Origin of the sequence: Saccharopolyspora cebuensis (genome assembly GCF_039542665.1) — a bacterium.
GTDB lineage: Bacteria > Actinomycetota > Actinomycetes > Mycobacteriales > Pseudonocardiaceae > Saccharopolyspora > Saccharopolyspora cebuensis.
In genome coordinates, this window is the sequence record NZ_BAABII010000020.1 from 115,144 (window position 1) to 134,737 (window position 19,594).

General features: G+C 72.2%; 16 protein-coding genes. 7 read left to right on the forward strand and 9 right to left on the reverse strand.

Going from position 1 to position 19,594, the window contains the following annotated elements; genetic code table 11:
• Positions 1-20 precede the first annotated feature (20 nt).
• Positions 21-950 (reverse strand): GNAT family N-acetyltransferase, encoded by a 930-nt coding sequence (locus tag ABD976_RS27205; protein ID WP_345367935.1) that lies wholly within the window; start codon positions 948-950, stop codon positions 21-23.
• Between the two features lie 28 nt (positions 951-978).
• Complete coding sequence (locus tag ABD976_RS27210; RefSeq protein WP_369774570.1) at positions 979-1,848, reverse strand: class I SAM-dependent methyltransferase; 870 nt, start codon at positions 1,846-1,848, stop codon at positions 979-981.
• A gap of 289 nt (positions 1,849-2,137) precedes the next feature.
• On the opposite strand from ABD976_RS27210, the gene rpsA reads away from it, so the two are divergent.
• Both rpsA and coaE read left to right on the forward strand, forming a co-directional pair.
• The gene (gene rpsA, locus ABD976_RS27215) at positions 2,138-3,646 is read left to right on the forward strand and encodes a 30S ribosomal protein S1 (protein ID WP_345367937.1); all 1,509 of its coding nucleotides are present in this window, start codon (positions 2,138-2,140) and stop codon (positions 3,644-3,646) included.
• Positions 3,647-3,759: 113 nt separating this feature from the next.
• Positions 3,760-4,851 carry a dephospho-CoA kinase gene (coaE, locus tag ABD976_RS27220; RefSeq protein WP_345367938.1) on the forward strand — a complete coding sequence of 364 codons (1,092 nt, stop codon included), beginning with the start codon at positions 3,760-3,762 and terminating at the stop codon, positions 4,849-4,851.
• 46 nt (positions 4,852-4,897) lie between these two features.
• Here the strand turns inward: coaE and ABD976_RS27225 are convergent, their stop codons facing one another.
• From ABD976_RS27225 to ABD976_RS27235, 3 genes are all read right to left on the reverse strand, one after another.
• Positions 4,898-5,404 (reverse strand): hypothetical protein, encoded by a 507-nt coding sequence (locus tag ABD976_RS27225; protein ID WP_345367939.1) that lies wholly within the window; start codon positions 5,402-5,404, stop codon positions 4,898-4,900.
• Between the two features lie 197 nt (positions 5,405-5,601).
• A complete protein-coding gene (locus ABD976_RS27230; protein WP_345367940.1) occupies positions 5,602-6,114 on the reverse strand; it encodes a hypothetical protein in 513 nt (170 codons plus the stop codon).
• 87 nt (positions 6,115-6,201) lie between these two features.
• Positions 6,202-6,765, reverse strand: coding sequence for a DUF402 domain-containing protein (locus ABD976_RS27235; RefSeq protein WP_345367941.1), 564 nt, complete (start codon positions 6,763-6,765; stop codon positions 6,202-6,204).
• Between the two features lie 274 nt (positions 6,766-7,039).
• Here ABD976_RS27235 and uvrB point away from each other — a divergent pair, with 274 nt between their 5' ends.
• Positions 7,040-9,196, forward strand: a complete 2,157-nt coding sequence (uvrB, locus tag ABD976_RS27240; RefSeq protein ID WP_345367942.1) for an excinuclease ABC subunit UvrB — start codon at positions 7,040-7,042, stop codon at positions 9,194-9,196.
• A 12-nt stretch (positions 9,197-9,208) separates the two neighbouring features.
• Here uvrB and ABD976_RS27245 read toward each other — a convergent pair whose 3' ends face one another.
• Complete coding sequence (locus ABD976_RS27245) at positions 9,209-10,111, reverse strand: ABC transporter permease (RefSeq protein ID WP_345367943.1); 903 nt, start codon at positions 10,109-10,111, stop codon at positions 9,209-9,211.
• Positions 10,108-12,921, reverse strand: a complete 2,814-nt coding sequence (locus ABD976_RS27250; RefSeq protein ID WP_345367945.1) for an alpha/beta fold hydrolase — start codon at positions 12,919-12,921, stop codon at positions 10,108-10,110. Before ABD976_RS27250 ends, ABD976_RS27245 begins: the two co-directional genes overlap by 4 nt.
• A 441-nt stretch (positions 12,922-13,362) precedes the next feature.
• Here ABD976_RS27250 and ABD976_RS27255 point away from each other — a divergent pair, with 441 nt between their 5' ends.
• Positions 13,363-14,388 carry a TerC family protein gene (locus tag ABD976_RS27255; RefSeq protein WP_345367946.1) on the forward strand — a complete coding sequence of 342 codons (1,026 nt, stop codon included), beginning with the start codon at positions 13,363-13,365 and terminating at the stop codon, positions 14,386-14,388.
• 141 nt (positions 14,389-14,529) lie between these two features.
• On the opposite strand, the gene ABD976_RS27260 is transcribed toward ABD976_RS27255, so the two are convergent.
• Both ABD976_RS27260 and ABD976_RS27265 read right to left on the reverse strand, forming a co-directional pair.
• The gene (locus ABD976_RS27260; RefSeq protein ID WP_345367947.1) at positions 14,530-15,186 is read right to left on the reverse strand and encodes an RES family NAD+ phosphorylase; all 657 of its coding nucleotides are present in this window, start codon (positions 15,184-15,186) and stop codon (positions 14,530-14,532) included.
• 40 nt (positions 15,187-15,226) lie between these two features.
• Positions 15,227-15,811: a DNA-binding protein gene (locus ABD976_RS27265; protein ID WP_345367948.1), complete on the reverse strand. Its 585-nt coding sequence runs from the start codon at positions 15,809-15,811 to the stop codon at positions 15,227-15,229.
• A gap of 463 nt (positions 15,812-16,274) precedes the next feature.
• Here ABD976_RS27265 and ABD976_RS27270 point away from each other — a divergent pair, with 463 nt between their 5' ends.
• The 3 genes from ABD976_RS27270 to ABD976_RS27280 are packed head-to-tail and all read left to right on the forward strand — an operon-like array spanning position 16,275 to position 19,482.
• On the forward strand, positions 16,275-17,960 hold the full coding sequence (locus ABD976_RS27270; RefSeq protein ID WP_345367949.1) for a class I adenylate-forming enzyme family protein: 1,686 nt from the start codon (positions 16,275-16,277) through the stop codon (positions 17,958-17,960).
• The gene (locus ABD976_RS27275; RefSeq protein ID WP_345367950.1) at positions 17,957-18,712 is read left to right on the forward strand and encodes an SDR family oxidoreductase; all 756 of its coding nucleotides are present in this window, start codon (positions 17,957-17,959) and stop codon (positions 18,710-18,712) included. The genes ABD976_RS27270 and ABD976_RS27275 overlap by 4 nt, the downstream gene beginning before the upstream one ends.
• The gene (locus ABD976_RS27280) at positions 18,709-19,482 is read left to right on the forward strand and encodes an SDR family oxidoreductase (protein ID WP_345367951.1); all 774 of its coding nucleotides are present in this window, start codon (positions 18,709-18,711) and stop codon (positions 19,480-19,482) included. Before ABD976_RS27275 ends, ABD976_RS27280 begins: the two co-directional genes overlap by 4 nt.
• The last annotated feature ends 112 nt before the right edge of the window (positions 19,483-19,594 follow it).

The following is a 19,594-nucleotide window of genomic DNA, read 5'->3' on the forward strand; positions in this document are numbered from 1 at the left end:
GCGGCCGGGGTCGCGGAGCGTCAGCGCAGCGCGGTGGCCGGCCGCAATTCCCACATCGTCCACAGCGGCCGGTACCCCTGGCGGGGCCAGAACACCGAGGACAGCGGGTTCGGCGGGTTGTAGAACAGGAAGCTGCCGACGGCCCCGGCGCGGGCGAACTCCGCGTGCACCACGGCCATCAACTGCCTGCCGACGCCGGAGCCGCGGGCCCGCTCGTGCACCGACAGGCAGTTCACGTAGCCCCAGGACCCCGGCCGCAGCCGGTCTCCGGTGGGGTGCCTGGTGGTGTCGATCAGACCGCACTCGGCGACCGCGATCGGCGTGCCCGCGCGCTCGGCCAGCCAGACCGGGTCGGCCGAGCGCAGCCGGAGCCGTGCGGTGGTCCGCTTGAGTTCCGGTGCGTCGGGGCGGCGCACCGACGCACCCACCAGGGCGGCGTAGTCGAGCTCGGCGAGCGCGAGTTCGACCACGGCGTCCAGGTCGGCCGGTCCGGCGCGACGCACCTTTACGGTACCAGACAGTTTCGTATCTTCGGGGGGTGCGGGTGACCGCACCGCGAGGCAGGACAGCGGGACGAACCCGTGGTCCAGCAGCGCCCGGGTGGCGCGGACGTCCCGGCTCGGCCAGGTCACCACGCAGGACGAGTCCGCCGGTGGTGCCGCCTCCCCGGCGAGCCGGTCCCGCCACGCCGCCAGCAGCGCGTCCATCCCGCCCGGCGGGTGCGCTCCGACCAGCGGGTACAGCTCGTGGACCGTCGCGGCCTGCCAGAGCCGCTGCGCCGAACCCGGGCGGTTCTCGACGACCCGCACGACCCCGGCGACCGCCTCGCCCCCGGGCGCGTGGGCCAGCACCGGATCGCCCGCGGGCAGCCGGTAGTCCGACGGGAGCTGCGGGTCCAGCTCGGCGAACCGGGCGCGCTGCCGGTCCATCAGGTCCTGCGCGGTGGGCACCACGGCTCCTCGGTCCGTCGAGCGGGGATCAGTCGAGCAGGCAGCAGAAGATCGCCGTCCCGGGGAACAGTCTGCCGCGCAGCGGGCTCCACTGCCCCCAGTTCCGGGTGTGCCCGGCCGGCCACTCCGGCTCGACGAGGTCGACCAGCCGCAGCCCGGCGGCCGCGAGCTGGCGGACGAAGTCGCCGAGGGTCCGGTGGTGCTCCACGTAGGTCGCCCGGCCCAGCTCGTCGACCTCCAGGTACGGCGTCCGGTCGAAGTAGGTGTGGGTGGCCGTCAGCCCGGCCGGGCCCGGGTCGTCCGGGAAGATCCACCGCATCGGGTGGTTCACCGAGAACACCCAGCGCCCGCCCGGCCGCAGCACCCGCGCGACCTCGCGGAACACCGCGCCGGCGTCGGCGACGAAGGGCACCCCGCCGAACGCCGAGCACGCGAGGTCGAAGGAGCCGTCGGCGAAGGGCAGGCAGTCCGCGCTGGCCTGCACCAGCGGGACGGCGGTGCCGCTGCGCCGCCCACCGTCGGCGGCGTGCCGCAGCATCCCCGCGGAGAGGTCCAGCGCCACCGGCCGGGCGCCCTGGTCGGCCAGCCAGCGCGAGCAGGACGCCGCGCCGCAGCCCACCTCCAGCACCCGGCGGCCCGCGACCTCGCCGAGCAGTCCGGCCTCGGCCTCGCGGAGGCCCTCGGGGCACCAGACGAAGTCGTCGGTGCCGAGGAAGTCGCCGTGCTCGGCCTGGTACTCGTCGGCGTCGGCGTCCCACCAGCGCCTGCTGGCGATGCGCGATTCGACGGGCCCGGAAGTGCGCTTCGTCACACCTACCGTGCCGAGGAGTCGTTCGGCGGGGCTAGGCTGGTGTTCGGCCGGCGTCTCGTCGTCTTCCGGACTACTGGGTCGCACCAAGGAGTTCTCCCGGCCGCTCGTGGGTACCGCTTCGACGTGGGGCATTCTGGCCGTCCGGGGAGCGCCCCGATCGGGCAGGGATGGCATTTGCCCAGCGATCGAGAAAGCGCGTACGATACCGGCCGCACCGTAGGTCTTTCATGTCCGTCCGCCCACCCGGGCGAATCGTCCGGGCGAGTCCGCCGGGCAGCGGATTCGGCGCCCTCCTGGGGCCGAACCGGCGGAGGATCGGGTGCAGCCACAACGTAGATCCAACGACCAAACTATCCGTACCGGAGCAACCCACCTGATGTCCACCGACACCACCACCGTCCCGACTGCAGCCGCCACCAAGCCGCAGGTCGCAGTGAACGACGTCGGGACGGAGGAGGACTTCCTCGCCGCCGTCGACCAGACCATCAAATACTTCAACGATGGGGACATCGTTGAGGGCACCATCGTCAAGGTCGATCGCGACGAGGTGCTGCTCGACATCGGTTACAAGACCGAGGGCGTCATCCCTTCCCGCGAGCTGTCGATCAAGCACGACGTCGACCCGGCCGAGGTCGTCACCGTCGGCGACTTCGTCGAGGCCCTGGTCCTCCAGAAGGAGGACAAGGAAGGCCGCCTGATCCTGTCCAAGAAGCGCGCCCAGTACGAGCGCGCCTGGGGCACCATCGAGGAGCTCAAGGAGAAGGACGAGCCCGTCAAGGGCACCGTCATCGAGGTCGTCAAGGGCGGCCTCATCCTCGACATCGGGCTGCGCGGCTTCCTGCCCGCCTCCCTGGTCGAGATGCGCCGGGTGCGCGACCTGCAGCCCTACGTCGGCCGCGAGCTCGAAGCAAAGATCATCGAGCTGGACAAGAACCGCAACAACGTGGTCCTGTCCCGCCGCGCCTGGCTGGAGCAGACGCAGTCCGAGGTCCGCAGCGAGTTCCTCAACCAGCTCCAGAAGGGGCAGGTCCGCAAGGGCGTCGTGTCCTCCATCGTCAACTTCGGTGCGTTCGTGGACCTCGGTGGGGTCGACGGCTTGGTGCACGTCTCGGAGCTGTCCTGGAAGCACATCGACCACCCGAGCGAGGTCGTCGAGGTCGGCCAGGAGGTCACCGTCGAGGTCCTCGACGTGGACATGGACCGCGAGCGCGTCTCGCTGTCGCTCAAGGCGACCCAGGAAGACCCGTGGCGCCAGTTCGCCCGGACCCACGCGATCGGCCAGATCGTGCCGGGCAAGGTCACCAAGCTGGTTCCGTTCGGTGCGTTCGTCCGCGTCGACGAGGGCATCGAGGGCCTGGTGCACATCTCCGAGCTGGCCGAGCGCCACGTGGAGATCCCGGAGCAGGTCGTCCAGGTGGGTGACGAGGTGATGATCAAGGTCATCGACATCGACCTCGAGCGTCGCCGCATCTCGCTGTCGCTGAAGCAGGCCAACGAGGGCTTCACCTCGGACTCGGAGTTCGACCCCACCCAGTACGGGATGGCCGCCGAGTACGACAACGAGGGCAACTACATCTACCCCGAGGGCTTCGACCCGGAGACCCAGGAGTGGCAGGAGGGCTACGAGGCCCAGCGCGAGGAGTGGGAGCGCCAGTACGGCGAGGCCCACTCGCGCTACGAGAAGCACATGGCCCAGGTCGCCAAGGCGGCCCAGGCCGACGCCGAGGCCGCTGCGGCCGCGGCGACCGGCGGCGGTGCTGCCGAGGAGCAGCAGAGCACCGGTGGCGGCAACTACTCGTCCTCCTCCGAGGAGCAGGACGCCGGTTCGCTGGCCAGCGATGCGCAGCTCGCCGCGCTGCGGGAGAAGCTCTCCGGCGGTGCGTGAGCACCAGGCCTGATGGCTCGCTGACGACGGCCCCGCACTTCACCGAGGTGCGGGGCCGTTGTCGTGCGCCCGAGCGTTCCCCGCGGGCGGTGGCGGCTGGCAGGATGAGCCGCGTGTTGCGCGTGGGCCTCAGCGGAGGCATCGGATCGGGGAAGTCCACCGTCGCCCGGCGCCTCGTCGAGCGCGGTGCGGTGCTCGTCGACGCCGACCAGCTCGCCCGCGAGGTGGTGCGGCCCGGGACCGACGGGCTCGCCGCGCTGGTCGAGCGGTTCGGCGCCGGGATCCTGGACGCCGACGGCGCGCTGGACCGCGCCGCGCTGGCGGCCCGGGCGTTCGCCGACGACGGGGCCCGCGCCGACCTCAACGCCATCACCCACCCCAGGATCGGGGCGCTGACCGCGCAGCGGATGGCCGAGGCCCCGGCGGACGCGATCGTCGTGCACGACATCCCGCTGCTGGTGGAAGCCGGTTACGCCGCGAACTACCACCTGGTCGTCATCGTCGACGCGCCCGTCCCGGCGCGGTTGCGGCGGCTCGCCGACCGCGGCGTGGCCGAGCCGGACGCGCTCGCCCGGATCCGCGCCCAGGCCACCGACGAGCAGCGGGCCGAGGCCGCCGACGTCCTGCTGGACAACAGCGGGCCGGTCGAGGAGCTGGCGGCGCGGGTCGACGAGCTGTGGAGCGATCGGCTGGTGCCCTTCGAGCGCGACGTCCGGGACCGGCGGCCCGCCGGGCAGCCGTCCCGCCCGGTCCCGCCCGACCCGACGTGGCCCCGGCAGGCGCGGCGGCTGGCCGCCCGGTTGTCCCGGGCCGCCGGGGAGCGCGCGGTCCGCGTCGACCACACCGGCCCCACCGCGGTCCCCGGGCTGGCGGCGGCCGACGTCCTCGACCTCCAGGTCGCGGTGCGGTCGGCGGACGACGTCGCGGCGCTGGCCGATCCGCTGGCCGAGGCCGGGTTCCCGGTGGTGCGGCCGGGTTCGGACGAGCACCGCAGCGCCGACCCCGGACGTCCGGCCACCGCGTGCGTCCGGGTGGTGGATTCGCCGGAGTGGTGGGCGGCCCTGCTGCTCCCGGCGTGGCTGAGCGCCGACGCGGCGGCCCGCGACGAGTTCCGCGCCGTCCGGCGGGACGAGCAGGAGCGGTGGTCCGCCGCGGCGCTGCCCCGGGCGCGGGAGTGGGCCGAGCGCACCGGCTGGCGGCCCTGAGGCGCCCATGAACGGTGGGGCGGGAGCGGCGCCCGCACCGGGCCGGTCACCACATGTCGAAGATTCCCCGGTGCGCGAGCCACTGGTTGATGTCGCGGTGCAGGCTGATCTCCTCCAGCGTGCGGTGCACCGTGCGGAGCGCGAAATCGGCTTCGCTGAGCCGGATCAGCCCGCTGGAGACCGCGGCGGCGAACTCCTCGTACTGGGCGATGCGGGCGGGGGCCCGGTCGTCGATCTCCAGGCCGAGCAGCAGGTCCGTGCTCATCCAGGAGCGGGTGTCGTGCTCGATCCGGGTGGCGGTGAGCCGCGTCGGGCCCGGCCGCGAGTGCCTGCGCCGGGGGCGGAGCTTGGTCAGCCGCAGGCCGAGGTCGGGCAGCAGCCAGGTCACCTCGGAGGCGGCGTCCTCGGTGTCGGCGGTCGGCCCCCGCAAGGCCAGTCCCCACCGCTCGACGTGGCACGCGTCGAGCTGGTGGACAGCGCCGGAGGGATGCCTGCGCTGCGAACTGAAGACGTCGATCACTTCAGCCAATTGAGTGGAGTACGCCGCGCTCACGGCGCAGACAGTAACGTGAAATGCCGCTGCGGCAGAATCCTCGGCACCTGCTTTTCACATAACTTTTTGACCACGTTGGGCCGTCTGAGTGAATGAAACCCGCAGGTCACGAGCTTGCCTACTCGCGTCATCGGGAATTCGCCACCGCGTCATCCCTACGCTTCCATAACGAATGCGGCAGCTCGCCGATCGGGTGATCAACCGTCGCAGGGCAGGGCGAAGGCCATGCCGTAGACGTGGCCGGACTCCGGCGGGGACAGGCCGCGGTCGGCGCCGAGCTCGTCGATCCGCCCGGGATCGCCGCCGGTGCCGCGCAGCGCGCAGCCGAACTCCCGCAACTCGGCGTCGGAACCCCGCACGCCGTAGCTGCGCGCCTGGTCGAAGTAGGCCTGCTCGGTGAACTCGGGCGGCGGGTTCTCGGCGTAGTGCGACGCGGCCTGGCTGAACACCACCGCGTACAGGATGCAGATCAGCAGCCCGACGAGCGAGGTGGCCAGGCCCGCGATCGGCAGTCCCTTGTCCGCCCGGCCCTTGCGCGCCCGGTTCAGCCCGAGCCCGCCGAAGATCAGCCCGAGGATCACCAGCGGCCAGGCGATGACGCCGATGATCGGGATGAACGAGAACAGCAGTCCGACCACGCCGAGGACCAGCGCGGTGATGCCGAAACCGTTCCGGCGCTCCTGGACCGGTGGCGGTGGTGGGGTGGACATGGTTCGGCGCTCCTCTCCGCGTGCCGCGCGTCACACGCTCCCCGCGGTGGGTGCGGCCGGGAAGGGGCGGAAGTCCCGGTTCGCGGCTCAGCCGAGGTCGGCGGGCGGTCCCTGCCAGGTGAGCTCGACGCCGCGGGCGGCCAGCCAGTCCGCGAAGCGGTAGCCGCGGGCGGCGAGCCCTTCGACGGCGGCGCAGGCGGTGCGCATCGCGCGGGCCGCGGTGGCCTCGTCGAGCAGTCCGGCGCCGACCGCGGTGACGAACTCGTCGACGTCGAGCAGGTCGGCGCGGCGCCCGTCGAGGACCTCGACGTCCAGGTACAGGTCGCGCGACGACCAGCGCTCGGGGCCGGTGTCGACGTCGACCACGTCGAGGTAGAAGTCCAGCTCCCGCTCCTTGCCGGGGTGGTGGTACCAGCGCGTGACGCGCAGGCCGACCTCGGGCAGCAACCAGGATTCCAGCGCGGCCAGGTCGGGGTGGCCGGGCATCCGCCGGGCGAGGTAGAGCCCGGTGCCGGTCAGCCGGTAGCGGTCCACCGCGCGGACGTGCTGCTTCGGGTCGGTGTTGGTGCCCGCGACGAGGTCGAACACCTCCACCTTCGGCGGGTGGACGGGCAGGCCGAGCCGGTCGGCGATGTCGCGCTGCGTGCTCATCGCGCCACTCTAAGGGGTCCTTTCGGAAAGCGGCGGAGCCGCTTTGCGGTGGGGCCGTCAACCGGCACCGCCACGCACACCATTCTGAAAGCAGTTCTGCGGTCAGGGCGGTGGCGCACCCGGGGGAGGCATCCGGACCGGGGTGGCGGCCGCCACCCGCGCCCCCGGCCGCGGGCGGGCGGGGTGTGATTCCCGCCATCCGGGAGCGGGGCGCGGAGCCCGGCGGTGGGCCGAGGGCGGCGCGCTGTCGGTGCGGGCTCGTACGCTGGTGGGCGTGGCATTCGCGACTGAGCACCCCGTGCTGGCCCGCTCCGAGTTCCGCCCGGTCAGCGACATCCCGCGCGCCGGCGGCGAGTTCCGCATGGTCAGCGACTACTCGCCGGCCGGCGACCAGCCGCAGGCGATCGAGGAGCTGGAGCGGCGGATCAACGCGGGCGAGAAGGACGTCGTGCTGCTCGGCGCCACCGGTACCGGCAAGTCGGCGAGCACCGCGTGGCTGATCGAGCGCGTGCAGCGGCCCACCCTCGTGCTGGAACCGAACAAGACGCTCGCCGCCCAGATGGCCAACGAGCTGCGCGGGTTCTTCCCGGAGAACGCGGTCGAGTACTTCGTCAGCTACTACGACTACTACCAGCCCGAGGCCTACGTCCCGCAGACCGACACCTACATCGAGAAGGACTCCTCGATCAACGAGGACGTCGAGCGGTTGCGCCACTCCGCGACGTCGAACCTGCTCAGCCGCCGGGACTGCGTGGTGGTGTCGTCGGTGTCGTGCATCTACGGCCTGGGCACCCCGCAGTCGTACCTGGACCGCTCGATCCAGCTCGAGGTCGGCGGTGAGATCGACCGCGACGTGTTCCTGCGGGCGCTGGTCGACGTGCAGTACTCCCGCAACGACATCTCCTTCGCCCGCGGCACCTTCCGGGTCCGGGGCGACACCGTGGAGATCATCCCGGCGTACGAGGAGCTCGCCGTGCGGGTGGAGTTCTTCGGCGACGAGATCGACCGCCTCCACTACCTGCACCCGCTCACCGGTGAGATCGTCCGGGAGGTCTCGGACCTGCGGATCTTCCCGGCCACGCACTACGTCGCGGGGCCGGAGCGGATGGAGAAGGCGATCCGCGCGATCGAGGGCGAGCTGGAGGAGCGGCTCGGCGAGCTGGAGAAGCAGAACCGCCTGCTGGAGGCGCAGCGGTTGCGGATGCGCACCCAGTACGACGTCGAGATGATGCGCCAGGTCGGGTTCTGCTCGGGCATCGAGAACTACTCGCGGCACATCGACGACCGCGCGGCCGGTTCGGCACCGGCCACGTTGCTGGACTACTTCCCGGACGATTTCCTGCTGATCATCGACGAGTCGCACGTGACGGTCCCGCAGATCGGCGGGATGTTCGAGGGCGACGCCTCGCGCAAGCGCACGCTGGTCGACCACGGGTTCCGGCTGCCCAGCGCGATGGACAACCGCCCGCTGACCTTCGAGGAGTTCAGCGACCGGATCGGGCAGAGCGTCTACCTGTCGGCGACGCCCGGGCCGTACGAGATCGGCCAGGCCGGCGGGGAGTTCGTCGAGCAGGTCATCCGGCCGACCGGCCTGGTCGACCCGGAGGTGGTCGTCAAGCCCACCGAGGGGCAGATCGACGACCTGGTGCACGAGGTGCGCCAGCGCGCCGAGCGCGACGAGCGGGTGCTGGTCACCACGCTGACCAAGAAGATGGCCGAGGACCTCACCGACTACCTGCTCGAACTGGGCATCCGGGTGCGCTACCTGCATTCGGAGGTGGACACCCTGCGCCGGGTCGAGCTGCTGCGCCAGCTCCGGCTCGGCGAGTACGACGTGCTCGTCGGGATCAACCTGCTGCGCGAGGGACTCGACCTGCCCGAGGTGTCGCTGGTGTCGATCCTCGACGCCGACAAGGAGGGCTTCCTGCGGTCGGGCACCAGCCTGGTGCAGACCATCGGCCGCGCGGCGCGCAACGTCTCCGGCCAGGTCCACATGTACGCCGACCGGGTCACCGACTCGATGCAGTACGCCATCGACGAGACCAACCGGCGCCGGGACAAGCAGATCGCCTACAACACCGAGCACGGCATCGACCCGCAGCCGCTGCGCAAGAAGATCGCCGACATCCTCGACCGGGTCTACGCCGAATCCGAGGACACCGAGGAGTCGGTGGCCGTGGGCGGTTCCGGGCGCAACACCTCGCGCGGCAAGAAGCCCAGCGGGGAAGCCGTGGCCGGGTCCGGTCTGCTGGAGGACCGGGACATCAAGTCGATGCCGCGCGCGGAGCTGGCCGACCTGGTGCAGCAGCTCGACGAGCAGATGATGAGCGCGGCCCGCGAGCTGCAGTTCGAGCTGGCCGCCCGGCTGCGCGACGAGATCCAGGACCTCAAGCGCGAGATCCGCGGCATGGACGCGGCCGGGATCGAGTGATCCCGGCCCGCGCTAGCTGATGATGTCCTTGCGGTGGAACCGCCGCGCCGCCAGCACGAGGAAGACGGCGGCGTAGACCAGCGCGGCGAAGGCGCCCCAGGTCATCGCCGACCAGTCCGGGTCCTCGGCGAGCACGTCGGAGTAGGCCCGGGCGTAGTGCGTGGGCAGGTAGGCGCGCGCGTCGCCGAGCGCGGGGATCTGGTCGAGGATCTGGGACAGGATCGACACCAGCACCGCGCCGCCGACCGCGCCCAGCGGTGCGTCGGTGCTGGCGCTGAGCCACAGGGCGAGCCCGGCGATCCAGGTCAGGTGCACCGCCAGGTACCCGGTGGCGATGCCCAGCGCCGCCAGCCCGGTGGGGAAGGGCAGCGCTTCGCCGGTCGGGGTCACCAGGTCGCCCGCGCCGTACCACAGCACCCCGGCCAGCAGCGCGGTCCCGGTCAGCAGCACGAGCCCGACCAGGGACAGCAGCGCCGCCACCACCGCCTTCTGCCGGAGCACCCGACCGCGCGGGACGGGTGCGGCCAGCAGGTACTTCAGGCTCGACCACGACGCCTCGCTGGCCACCGAGTCGCCGAAGAACAGCGCCACCACCACGGCCAGCAGGAACCCGGTCGAGGCGTACAGGGTGAACACGGCGAAGTTGAGCCCGCTGCCGGTCGCCATCTCGGCCAGCGTCGGCCCGCGCCCTCCGGAGTCCTGCTCGCCGATCTCGAACGCGGCCAGCAGGAGCACCGGCAGCAGCACCAGGAACGCCAGCGCCAGCCGGGTCCGCCGCCTGCTGAGCTGGCGGGCCAGTTCGACACGCAGCGGCAGGGTGTGCTGCGGCCGGTAGCCGACGACGCTGCCGTCGGGCTGCACCGGCTGGGTGTGCGGGGAGGGGACCAGCGCGGTCCCCTCGGAACGCTCGCTCACCGGGTCTCCTCACCGACCAGTTGCAGGAAGGCGTCCTCCAGGCGGCGCCGGGGTCCGGCCTGGTGGACCTCGACGCCCGCGGCGACCAGCAGGTTCACCGCCACCGGGATCGGGTTGCCGCCCAGGTCGACGTGCACCGCGTCGCCCTCGGTGATGACCTCGCCGATGCCCTCCACGCCTTGCAGGGCGATCTCGGCCACCTCCGGATCGTCCACCCGGAAGGTCGCCTCGCCGCCGGCCGCCATGATCTCCTCCACCGCGCCGCTGGCGACGACCTCGCCGTCGCGCACCACGACGACGTGGGAGCAGGTCTGCTCCACCTCGGCGAGCAGGTGGCTGGAGATCAGCACGGTGCGGCCGGTGGCGGCGTAGCGGCGCAGGATTTCGCGCATCCGGTGGATCTGCGGCGGGTCCAGGCCGTTCGTCGGTTCGTCGAGCACCAGCAGGTCCGGCATGCCGAGCATCGCCTGGGCGATCGCCAGCCGCTGCCGCATCCCCTGGCTGTAGCCGCGCACCCGGCGCTGCGCGGCGTCACCGAGCCCGGCGATCCGCAGCACCTCGTCGAACCGCGCCTGCAGCACCGGTCTGCCGGTCGAGGCCCAGTACGCGCGCAGGTTGTCGATGCCGGACAGGTGCGGCAGGAACCCGGGCGACTCCACCAGCGAGCCGATCCGGGACAGCACCGGTGCGCCGGGCACGACGCGGTGCCCGAACACCCGGATCTGCCCGGCGGTGGGGCGCAGCAGGCCGAGCAGCATCCGCAGGGTGGTCGTCTTGCCCGCCCCGTTGGGGCCGAGCAGGCCGACGATCCGGCCGCGCTCGGCGCGCATCGACAGGTCCCGCACCGCGGCGGGCTTGTCGGGGTAGGACTTCGCCAGGTCGCTGATCACCAGCGGGGTGTCCTGCAGCAGCGGGTCGACGTCGTGGCCGCTGCGCCGCCGGATCAGGTTGACCACCCACGCCGACAGGGCGATCAGCGCCAACGCGCCGATGCCGATCAGCGGTGCGGCGGGCACCGGGGCGGCGCTGGAGGTGGTGCCGCGCACCGACGGCACGGACAGCTCCTGCGCGCCGGCCAGGCCGATCCGGTGCACCGCAGGTTCCTTCGGCACCGCGTAGGCCTGGTCCGTCGTGGCGACGGCCAGTTCCAGGCGGTGTCCGCTCTCCAGCGGGTGCACCACGCCGGGCAGCGCCGCGGACACCTCGACGGGCGTCCCGTCCGGCGGCAGCCCGGTGACCCGCAGCGGCGAGACGGCGTTGCCGATCAGGGTCCGGCCGCCGTCGGGGGCGACGTCGTAGAGCTTGGTGAACAGCACCGCCTCACCGGTGCTGGGCTGACCGGGCACGGAGGCCACCGACAGCCGGGTGCGCGGCACCCCCGAGACCATGAGCTGCTCGGACACCGGCTCGGTGCGGAACACCGCGACCTGCCGCGGTAAGTCCCGGGCCAGCCGTTGACCGAGGCTGCCCGCGGCGTCCTGCACCGCCCCGGCCCCCGGCAGCGAACTGGTCGCGGCCGGGCTCCCGCCGGGCGGGTTGATCACCGGGGCCGGCCTGCCGTGCAGCTGCAGCCCGAAGCGCGGGGCGCGTCCGCCGTCGAGCCCCGGGTAGTCCTCGGCGACCACGGTGCGCACGGGGATCTCGCCGTCGCGCTGGGGCCTTCCGGCGACGTCGTACTCGAAGCCGGTGCCGGGGTCGGGAACCGGCGGCACGCCGCCGAGGTGGTGGGCGAACCAGTCGGCCACCTGGTCGCGCTGCCGGGGTCCGGGCGGGGCGCCGTCGTGGCCGCCCGCGTACCAGACGACCTTGACCTCGCCGCCCGCCGCGGTGATCTGCCGGGCGTTGGCGTCGGCCTGCTCCAAGCCGAACAGGGAGTCCCGCGCGCCCTGCACCAGCAGCGTCGGCACCGTGATGCGGGAGGTGACGCTGCGCGGGGAGACGTCTTCGAGCAGCGCCAGGGTCGCCGGCCCGGCCCGGCCGGTGCGGGCCACCTCGGTGTAGGCCGCGCACACCTCCTCGGTGAAATTCCCGCAGGTCAGCGGGGAATCGCCGGGGTCGCGCCGGAGGCCCGGACCGTCCGAGGGCAGCGACCCGGCGGCCGGGGGTGCGGCGGGCGGCCCGCCGGAGGCGAACAGCAGTCCGGCCCACGCCTCCTTGAACACCCCGCGCGGTGCCCCGGTGCCGCGCGCCGGGGTGCTCGCCCGCGGCGTCTGCGGAGTGGCGCCGTTGGGCAGCAGTGCCTGGTGCAGGTCGTTGTAGGTGTTCACCGGTGCGATGGCGTCGACGCGCGGATCGGCGCCCGCGAGCAGCAGGCTCAGCGCCCCGCCGTAGGAGTTGCCGGTCACCCCGACCCGCGGATCGCCGTCACCGTCGCGCAGCACCTCGGGCTGGCGGGCCAGCCAGTCGAGCAGCTGCCGGGCGTCGGCCACCTCGTACTCCGGCTGGTTCAGCGCGATCTCGCCCGTGCTGCGGCCGAAGCCCCGGGACGAGTAGGTGAGCACGCTGAAGCCCCGGGAGACCAGTTCCCGGGCCTGCGCGGCGGTGCTGCGCTTGTCACCGCCGAAGCCGTGCGCCAGCAGGATCGCCGGGGCCGGGGTGTCGGCGGGGGCGTGGAGGGTGACGTCGATCTGGGTCCGCTCGGTGCCGCCGGGTCCGTCCAGCACGTCCAGCAGCGCCTCGCGCGGCGGCGGGGGTCCGGCCTCGGGCTCCTGCTCGTCGGACCACAGGAACGCGCCGAGGACCACGGTGGCGATCAGCGCCAACGAGATCAGCAGCAGGCTCTTGCGACGACGGCGAGGAGGGGCGGACACGCCCACGACAGTAGGGGAATTCGGCGGCACCAGTTCTCTCCTGGGAGGAGCGAAGACAAGACGCTATGAACCAGAGACCAAACAGCAATCCGCGGTCTCGTGCCGCATCCCCGAGTGCGGTGCCGGCGCACCGGCGGCCCCGATCGTAGAGGTCGCCGGATCTCGGCGCGACGGTGATCCGCATCGTCCCCGGTCGCGGCGGGTGCGGACCGGACGGGGCCGGCGCCGCCGGTGCGACGTGATGTCGCGTACCCCTGCTCACCCCCGCTGGTGTTCGGCTGGGCGGATCGAGGACAATCTTGACGAGGTGGAGGGGAGTATTCCTTCGCGGCGGCATCGTCATCACGGAACTTGCCAGGTCAAGCCCGGTGCCGCCGGTCGACGCGCGTCGATGGAAGAGACCTCCGGTCCTCGGCGCATGCCCTGAACCGGAGGTGATGAATGGGTGCCGATGTGACGCTCCTCGCCCAGGGAGCGGTGGACCGGCTCGACGTTCCGTGGTGGGTGTGGGCCGCCACGCTCGGCGGACTGGCCGTCCTGCTCTTGCTGGACCTGGTGATCGTCGACCGCAAGCCGCACGAGGTGACCACCGGCGAAGCCGCCAAGTGGGTCACCTTCTACGTGGCGTGCGCGGTGCTGTTCGGCATCGGGGTGTGGATCTTCGGTGATGCGCACTTCGCGATCGAGTACTTCACCGGTTACATCACCGAGTACTCCCTGAGCGTGGACAACCTGTTCATCTTCATGGTGATCATGTCCAGCTTCGCGGTGCCGTCGATCCACCAGCACCGCGTGCTGCTGATCGGCATCCTGATCGCCCTGGCGATGCGCGCGGTGTTCATCTTCCTGGGCGCGGCGCTGATCGAGCGCTTCGTCTGGATCTTCTTCATCTTCGGTGCCTTCCTGCTCTGGACCGCGATCAGCATGGTCCGCAAGAAGGACGAGGACGAGGAGTACAAGGAGAACGCGGTCGTCCGCCAGGTGCGCAAGCTGTTCCCGGTGACCGACGACTACCACGAAGCCAAGATGTCGGTGAAGATCGACGGGAAGCGCTGGCTGACCCCGATGTTCATCGTGATCATCGCGATCGGCAGCGCGGACCTGCTGTTCGCGGTCGACTCGATCCCGGCGATCTTCGGCATCACCCAGGACCCGTTCCTGGTGTTCGCGGCCAACGCGTTCGCCCTGATGGGTCTGCGGCAGCTCTACTTCCTGCTCGGCGGCCTGGTCGACAAGCTCGTCTACCTGTCCGTGGGGCTGGCGGTCATCCTGGCCTTCATCGGCTTCAAGCTGATCCTCCACGCGTTCCACGAGTACCACCTGGTGCCGGAGTGGATGGAGATCACGAACTGGATGTCGCTGGGCTTCATCGTGGTGACGCTGGCGATCACCACGTGGGCGAGCCTGTCGAAGTCGAAGAAGGACGCCAAGCAGCAGTCGGCGGAGACCCGTCCCGAGAACTCCTGATCCGACCGCGACGGTGCCCGGGGTTCAGCCGAACCCCGGGCACCTCGTCGTTCCTGCGGGTCGTTCCTGCGGGTCGTTCCAGCGACCGACCCACCGAGCGGAGGTCCCGGCGCGCCCGGTGGCGGGTTCCGGGAGCGGTCCTCAGTCCAGCATGGTGTAGCTGAGCTCCTTGCACACCCGGCCCAGCGGCACGTCGAGCCCGGGGTGGCTCAGCGGGAGCAGCACGTCGGGCGAGTCCGGCAGCGCCGTCGCCGCGGGCGGGTCCCACAGGCACAGCGACGGGTTGCCCGCGTCCATCGAGGACCGGTACCACAACCCGTCGAGTTCCGGGTAGGCGGCGCGGATCGTCCGCGCCCACGCTTGGGTGCGCTCCTTCGGCCCGCTGCTGATCGCCTGCGAGGCCCCGGCCCTGGTCGGCCAGAGCCCGGACAGGTCGAGCAGCCGGAGCGTCCGACGAGGCCGGAACAGGACGAGCTGCGGGCTCCGGGTGCGCCGGTCCACTGTGGAGGTGGCCTGGAACACCTCGGCGATGCAGGTCCGCACGGACAGCGAGAAGTACAGCACGCCGTGCTCCCGGGTGACCGTGGGACCGCCCTGGTTGTTGGGCAGGTGCGGGTCGAACCGGGCGTGCGGTAACGGCCCCGCGTAGCGGAACGAGTCCCACTGCTGCGGGTGGTTGCCGCCGGAGGTGTAGACGCGCACCAGCCGGCTCCCGGCGGGCACCGCGATGACGTCCTCGGTGCGCCGGAGCATCGCTTGCAGCACTGCGGGCGCAGGCGGCTGGGGGAGCCGAGCCATGAAGGTCCAGGTGTTCGGGGTCCGGTCGGGCGGGGAGCGCTCAGGCGGGCGTGCCGATGGTCGAGGCGAGCTGCGCCGCGCGCCCGGGGTCGCCACCGGCCAGCAGCCACTCGCGCGGGCTGACCGGGTGGTCCTCGACCTCCAGGTCCTCCTGCGGGGTGGTCATGAAGTTGGCCAGCACGAGCGCGGGCTGGTCCAGCGGCATCGCGGCGAGCACCGCTTCGAGCCCGGGCAGGGCGTCGTGCTCGGTGAACTGCCACGCGGGCAGCCGCCAGCCACCCCGGTCCTTCCAGCCGATCAGCCTGCGCTCGCCGATCCGGTGCCGGATGCGGCTGCTGTCGACCCCGAGCCGTTCGGCCGCCTGGTTCACCGACAGCGCGGTGTCGCGCAGCACGGCCTGCTCGGCGACGGTGCGCGCCCGGGGATCGCCCTCGGACGGTCCCAGCGGCGCCAGGTCGAGCCCGACGTCGGCCAGTGCAGCCTGCTCGGAGTCGCTGAAGTGCGCGGCCGGGTCCGCCTGGGGCGAGGTGAGCTTCTTCGCGGCGTCCTCGACCAACGAGAGGAATTCGTTGGCGGTGACCCTTAATCCGGCTCGTGCCAGCACGGACTCCAACGCGGCTGTCATGCCGTCCAGAGTAACCCCTGGCGGCGGAAAAGTGTGCGCGAGCGTGCGGCCGAGTGTGGTGAATCACTTTGCGTAGCAAGAGATTAGCGCACCGTGACGACTTCTGTCGACCCCCTGAGGTGATGTTCCGGTTCATTCGGGGGGCGGAGACCCACTCCGGAGGCGCGGGTTGTCTGCGGTGCGGTAGGGGCGCTTGGTGCGTTCGGGGTGAGCGCGAGCGCCGCTTCCGCTCGGCGTGTCGGCGATGCCCCGAACGGCCCAGCCGTCGCTCCCGCGCAGGTCGTGCGGCTGCCGGTGGCCGATGCTGGGGGCTGCCCCCGGAAAGAGGTCCGGATTGTCCGTGTCGTGGTGCGGGTGACCGCGGTCGTCTCCTGTTCCCGGAACCGGAGGGTTGACGGGGGAGGTGGTCGAGCCGTTGACTTGGGTCGCGTACCGACTGGTCGGTTTTGATGGAGGTGGCGCCTTGGGCAGCGCGTACGACGAACGACCGTGGCTGGCGCTGTACGAGCAGGGCGTGCCGCACGAGATCGAGCCCGGGTTCGACTCCGTCCTGGCGATGTTCTCCGCGACCGTCCGGGCGCACCCGGACCGCACCGCGGTGACCTACTTCGACGGGCGGCTGACCTACCGCGAGCTCGACGAGCTCAGCGACGGACTGGCCGCCCACCTCGCCGCCAACGGCCTCCACCCCGGCGACCGGCTCGCGGTCTACCTGCAGAACGTCCCGCAGTTCGTGATCGCGCTGCTCGCCGGCTGGAAGGCCGGGGCGATCGTGGTGCCGCTCAACCCGATGTACCGCATCCGGGAGCTGACCAAGATCCTCGGTGACGCCCGGCCGACCGCGATCGTGTGCTCCGAGCAGGGCTGGCACGAGGTGGTCGGCGACTGCGCCCCCCGGGCAGGCGTCGGGCTGGCCGTCACCACCAGCGAGCTCGACCTGCAGACCCGCCACGACGCCCGCCTGTTCGGCACCCTGCGGCGGCGGCCCGCCGAGGGCTGCGCCGACCTGCTGGAGGTGGCCCGCGCGCACGCCGGGCAGCGCCCCGAGGTCCCCGAGCCGGCGCCGTCGGACACCGCGCTGCTCGTCTACACCTCCGGTACCAGCGGTGAGCCGAAGGGGGCCACCAACACCCACGGCAACCTGGTGTTCAACGCCGTCGGCTTCAAGACCCGCACCAGCGATCTCGACGGCGCCGGGATCTTCGCGCTGGCCCCGCTGTTCCACATCACCGGCATGGTCTGCCAGCTCTGCTCCGCGTTCGCCCTGGCCGGTCGGCTGGACCTGGCCTACCGGTTCGAACCGGGGGTGGTGCTCGACGCGCTCGCCGAGCACCGCCCGGCCTACCTGATCGGCCCCTCGACCGCCTACGTGGCGCTGACCAACCACCCGGACGTCAGCGCCGACCACTTCGCCTCGCTGGAGCTGGTCTACTCCGGCGGTGCCCCGCTGCCCTCGGCGGTCGTCGAGGACTTCCGCGCGCGGTACGGCCACTACATCCACAACGGCTACGGGCTCACCGAGACCACCGCCACCGCGACCTCCGTGCCCGCCCACCTGGAAGCGCCGGTCGACCAGGCATCCGGGACCCTCAGCGTCGGCCTGCCCACCTTCAACGCGGTGCTGCGGATCGTCGACGACACCGGCGCGGACCTGCCGGTGGGCGAGGTCGGTGAGATCGTCGTCGAGGGTCCGATGGTGGTGCCCGCCTACTGGAACAAGCCCGAGGAGACCGCCCGGGGCCTGCGCGGCGGGCGGCTGCACACCGGTGACGTCGGGTTCATGGACGAGCAGGGCTGGTTCTACGTCGTCGACCGGAAGAAGGACATGATCAGCGCCTCCGGCTTCAAGGTGTGGCCGCGCGAGGTGGAGGACGTGCTCTACGGGCACCCGGCGGTGCGCGAGGTCGCCGTGGTCGGGGTGCCCGACGCCTACCGGGGCGAGACCGTGCGCGCCTACGTCAGCCTGCGCGCCGGGCACGACTGCACGCCCGAGGAGCTGATCGGGTACTGCAAGGAGCAGCTCGCCGCGTACAAGTACCCGCGCGGCATCGAGGTCCTCGACGAGCTGCCCAAGACGGCGACCGGCAAGATCCTGCGCCGTCAGCTCCGCGACACCGCCCGCACCGGCCACCAGGAGGGAACCCGATGAGCAAGCGTTTCGAGGGCAAGGTCGCGATCGTGACCGGTGCCAGCAGGGGCATCGGACTGGCGATCGCCGAGCGGCTGGTGGCCGAGGGCGCGAAGGTCTGCGTGACCGCGCGCAAGCCCGAGGCCCTGGCCGAGGCGGTCAGCGGGCTCGGGGGCGCCGAGCACGCCATCGGCGTCGCGGGCAAGGGCGACGACGAGGAGCACCAGGCCGAGGCGGTGGCCACCACCCGCGAGGCGTTCGGCCGGGTCGACCTGCTGGTCAACAACACCGGCATCAACCCCGCCTACGGCCCGCTGATCGAACTCGACCACGGCATCGCCCGCAAGACCTTCGAGGTCAACGTGCTCAGCGCGCTGTCCTGGACGCAGCAGGTCCACCGGGCCGGGATGGCCGAGCACGGCGGTGCGGTGCTCAACGTGTCGTCGGTGGCCGGGCTGCGCCCCGCGCCGGGCATCGCCTACTACGGCGCGACGAAGGCGATGCTCGCCCACATCACCAAGGAGCTGGCGGTGGAGCTGGCCCCCGCGATCAGGGTGAACGCGGTCGCCCCCGCGGTGGTGAAGACCAAGTTCGCCACCGCGCTCTACGAGGACCGCGAGGACGAGGTCGCCGGCGCCTACCCGTTGCAGCGGCTCGGGGTGCCCTCCGACATCGGCGGCGCGGCGGCGTTCCTGCTCTCCGACGAGGCGTCCTGGATCACCGGGCAGGTGCTGGTGCTCGACGGCGGGGCGACCCTGCGCGGAGGTGTGTGACCATGCGGCTCGACGGGGCGGTCGTGGTGGTGACCGGCGCGGCCGGCGGGATCGGGGCCGCGATGGCGCGCCGGTTCGCCCGGGACGGTGCGCAGCTGGTGCTGGCCGATCTCGACGCCGACGCCGTGCGGCGGGTCGCCGACGAGGTCGGCGGGCTCGCGGTGCCCGGGGACGCGGCGAGCGAGGACGGGGTCGCCGCCCTGGTCGCGGCGGCGCTGGAGCGGCACGGGCGGATCGACCTGTTCTGCGCCAACGCCGGGGTGGCCCGCTCGGGCGGCCCGGAGGCGCCGGAGGCGGAGTGGGCGCTGTCCTGGGAGGTCAACGTGATGGCCCACGTGCGCGCGGCGCGGGCGGTGCTGCCGCACTGGCTGGAGCGCGGCGAGGGGCACTTCCTGGCCACCGTGTCCGCCGCCGGGTTGCTGACCATGCTCGGCTCGGCGCCCTACTCGGTGAGCAAGCACGCCGCGCTCGCCTTCGCCGAGTGGCTGGCCATCGAGTACGGCGACCGGGGTATCGCGGTGCAGGCGTTGTGCCCGCAGGGCGTGCGCACCGCGATGCTCGGCAGCAGCGGTTCGGCCGGGCAGAAGCTCCTCGGCGAGGGTGCGCTGGAACCGGAGCAGGTCGCCGAGGTGGTGGTCGAGGCGTTGCGGGACGGCCGGTTCCTGGTGCTGCCGCACGAGGAGGTGGCCGGGTACTACGCGCTGCGGGCGGCCGATCCGGGGCGCTGGCAGGGCGGGATGCGCAAGCTGCGGCGCCGGACCAGCACCTGACTCCGGACGACGGCGCGGCGGTGCGCGCGGCGGGCTGCTGACCGGCCGATACTGTGGTGCGGCGGCACCCGACCGGGCACCTGACGCGCGGGTGCGGAACCGGTGGGTCGCC

Excerpts from the sequence above, each read along its gene's own strand:
- rpsA (WP_345367937.1), top strand. The coding sequence starts at position 2,138 with ATGTCCACCGACACCACCACCGTCCCGACTGCAGCCGCCACCAAGCCG.
- ABD976_RS27230 (WP_345367940.1), bottom strand. The coding sequence starts at position 6,114 with ATGTCCACCCCACCACCGCCACCGGTCCAGGAGCGCCGGAACGGTTTC.
- ABD976_RS27255 (WP_345367946.1), top strand. The coding sequence starts at position 13,363 with ATGGGTGCCGATGTGACGCTCCTCGCCCAGGGAGCGGTGGACCGGCTC.
- ABD976_RS27235 (WP_345367941.1), bottom strand. The coding sequence starts at position 6,765 with ATGAGCACGCAGCGCGACATCGCCGACCGGCTCGGCCTGCCCGTCCAC.
- ABD976_RS27275 (WP_345367950.1), top strand. The coding sequence starts at position 17,957 with ATGAGCAAGCGTTTCGAGGGCAAGGTCGCGATCGTGACCGGTGCCAGC.
- ABD976_RS27260 (WP_345367947.1), bottom strand. The coding sequence starts at position 15,186 with ATGGCTCGGCTCCCCCAGCCGCCTGCGCCCGCAGTGCTGCAAGCGATG.
- ABD976_RS27265 (WP_345367948.1), bottom strand. The coding sequence starts at position 15,811 with ATGACAGCCGCGTTGGAGTCCGTGCTGGCACGAGCCGGATTAAGGGTC.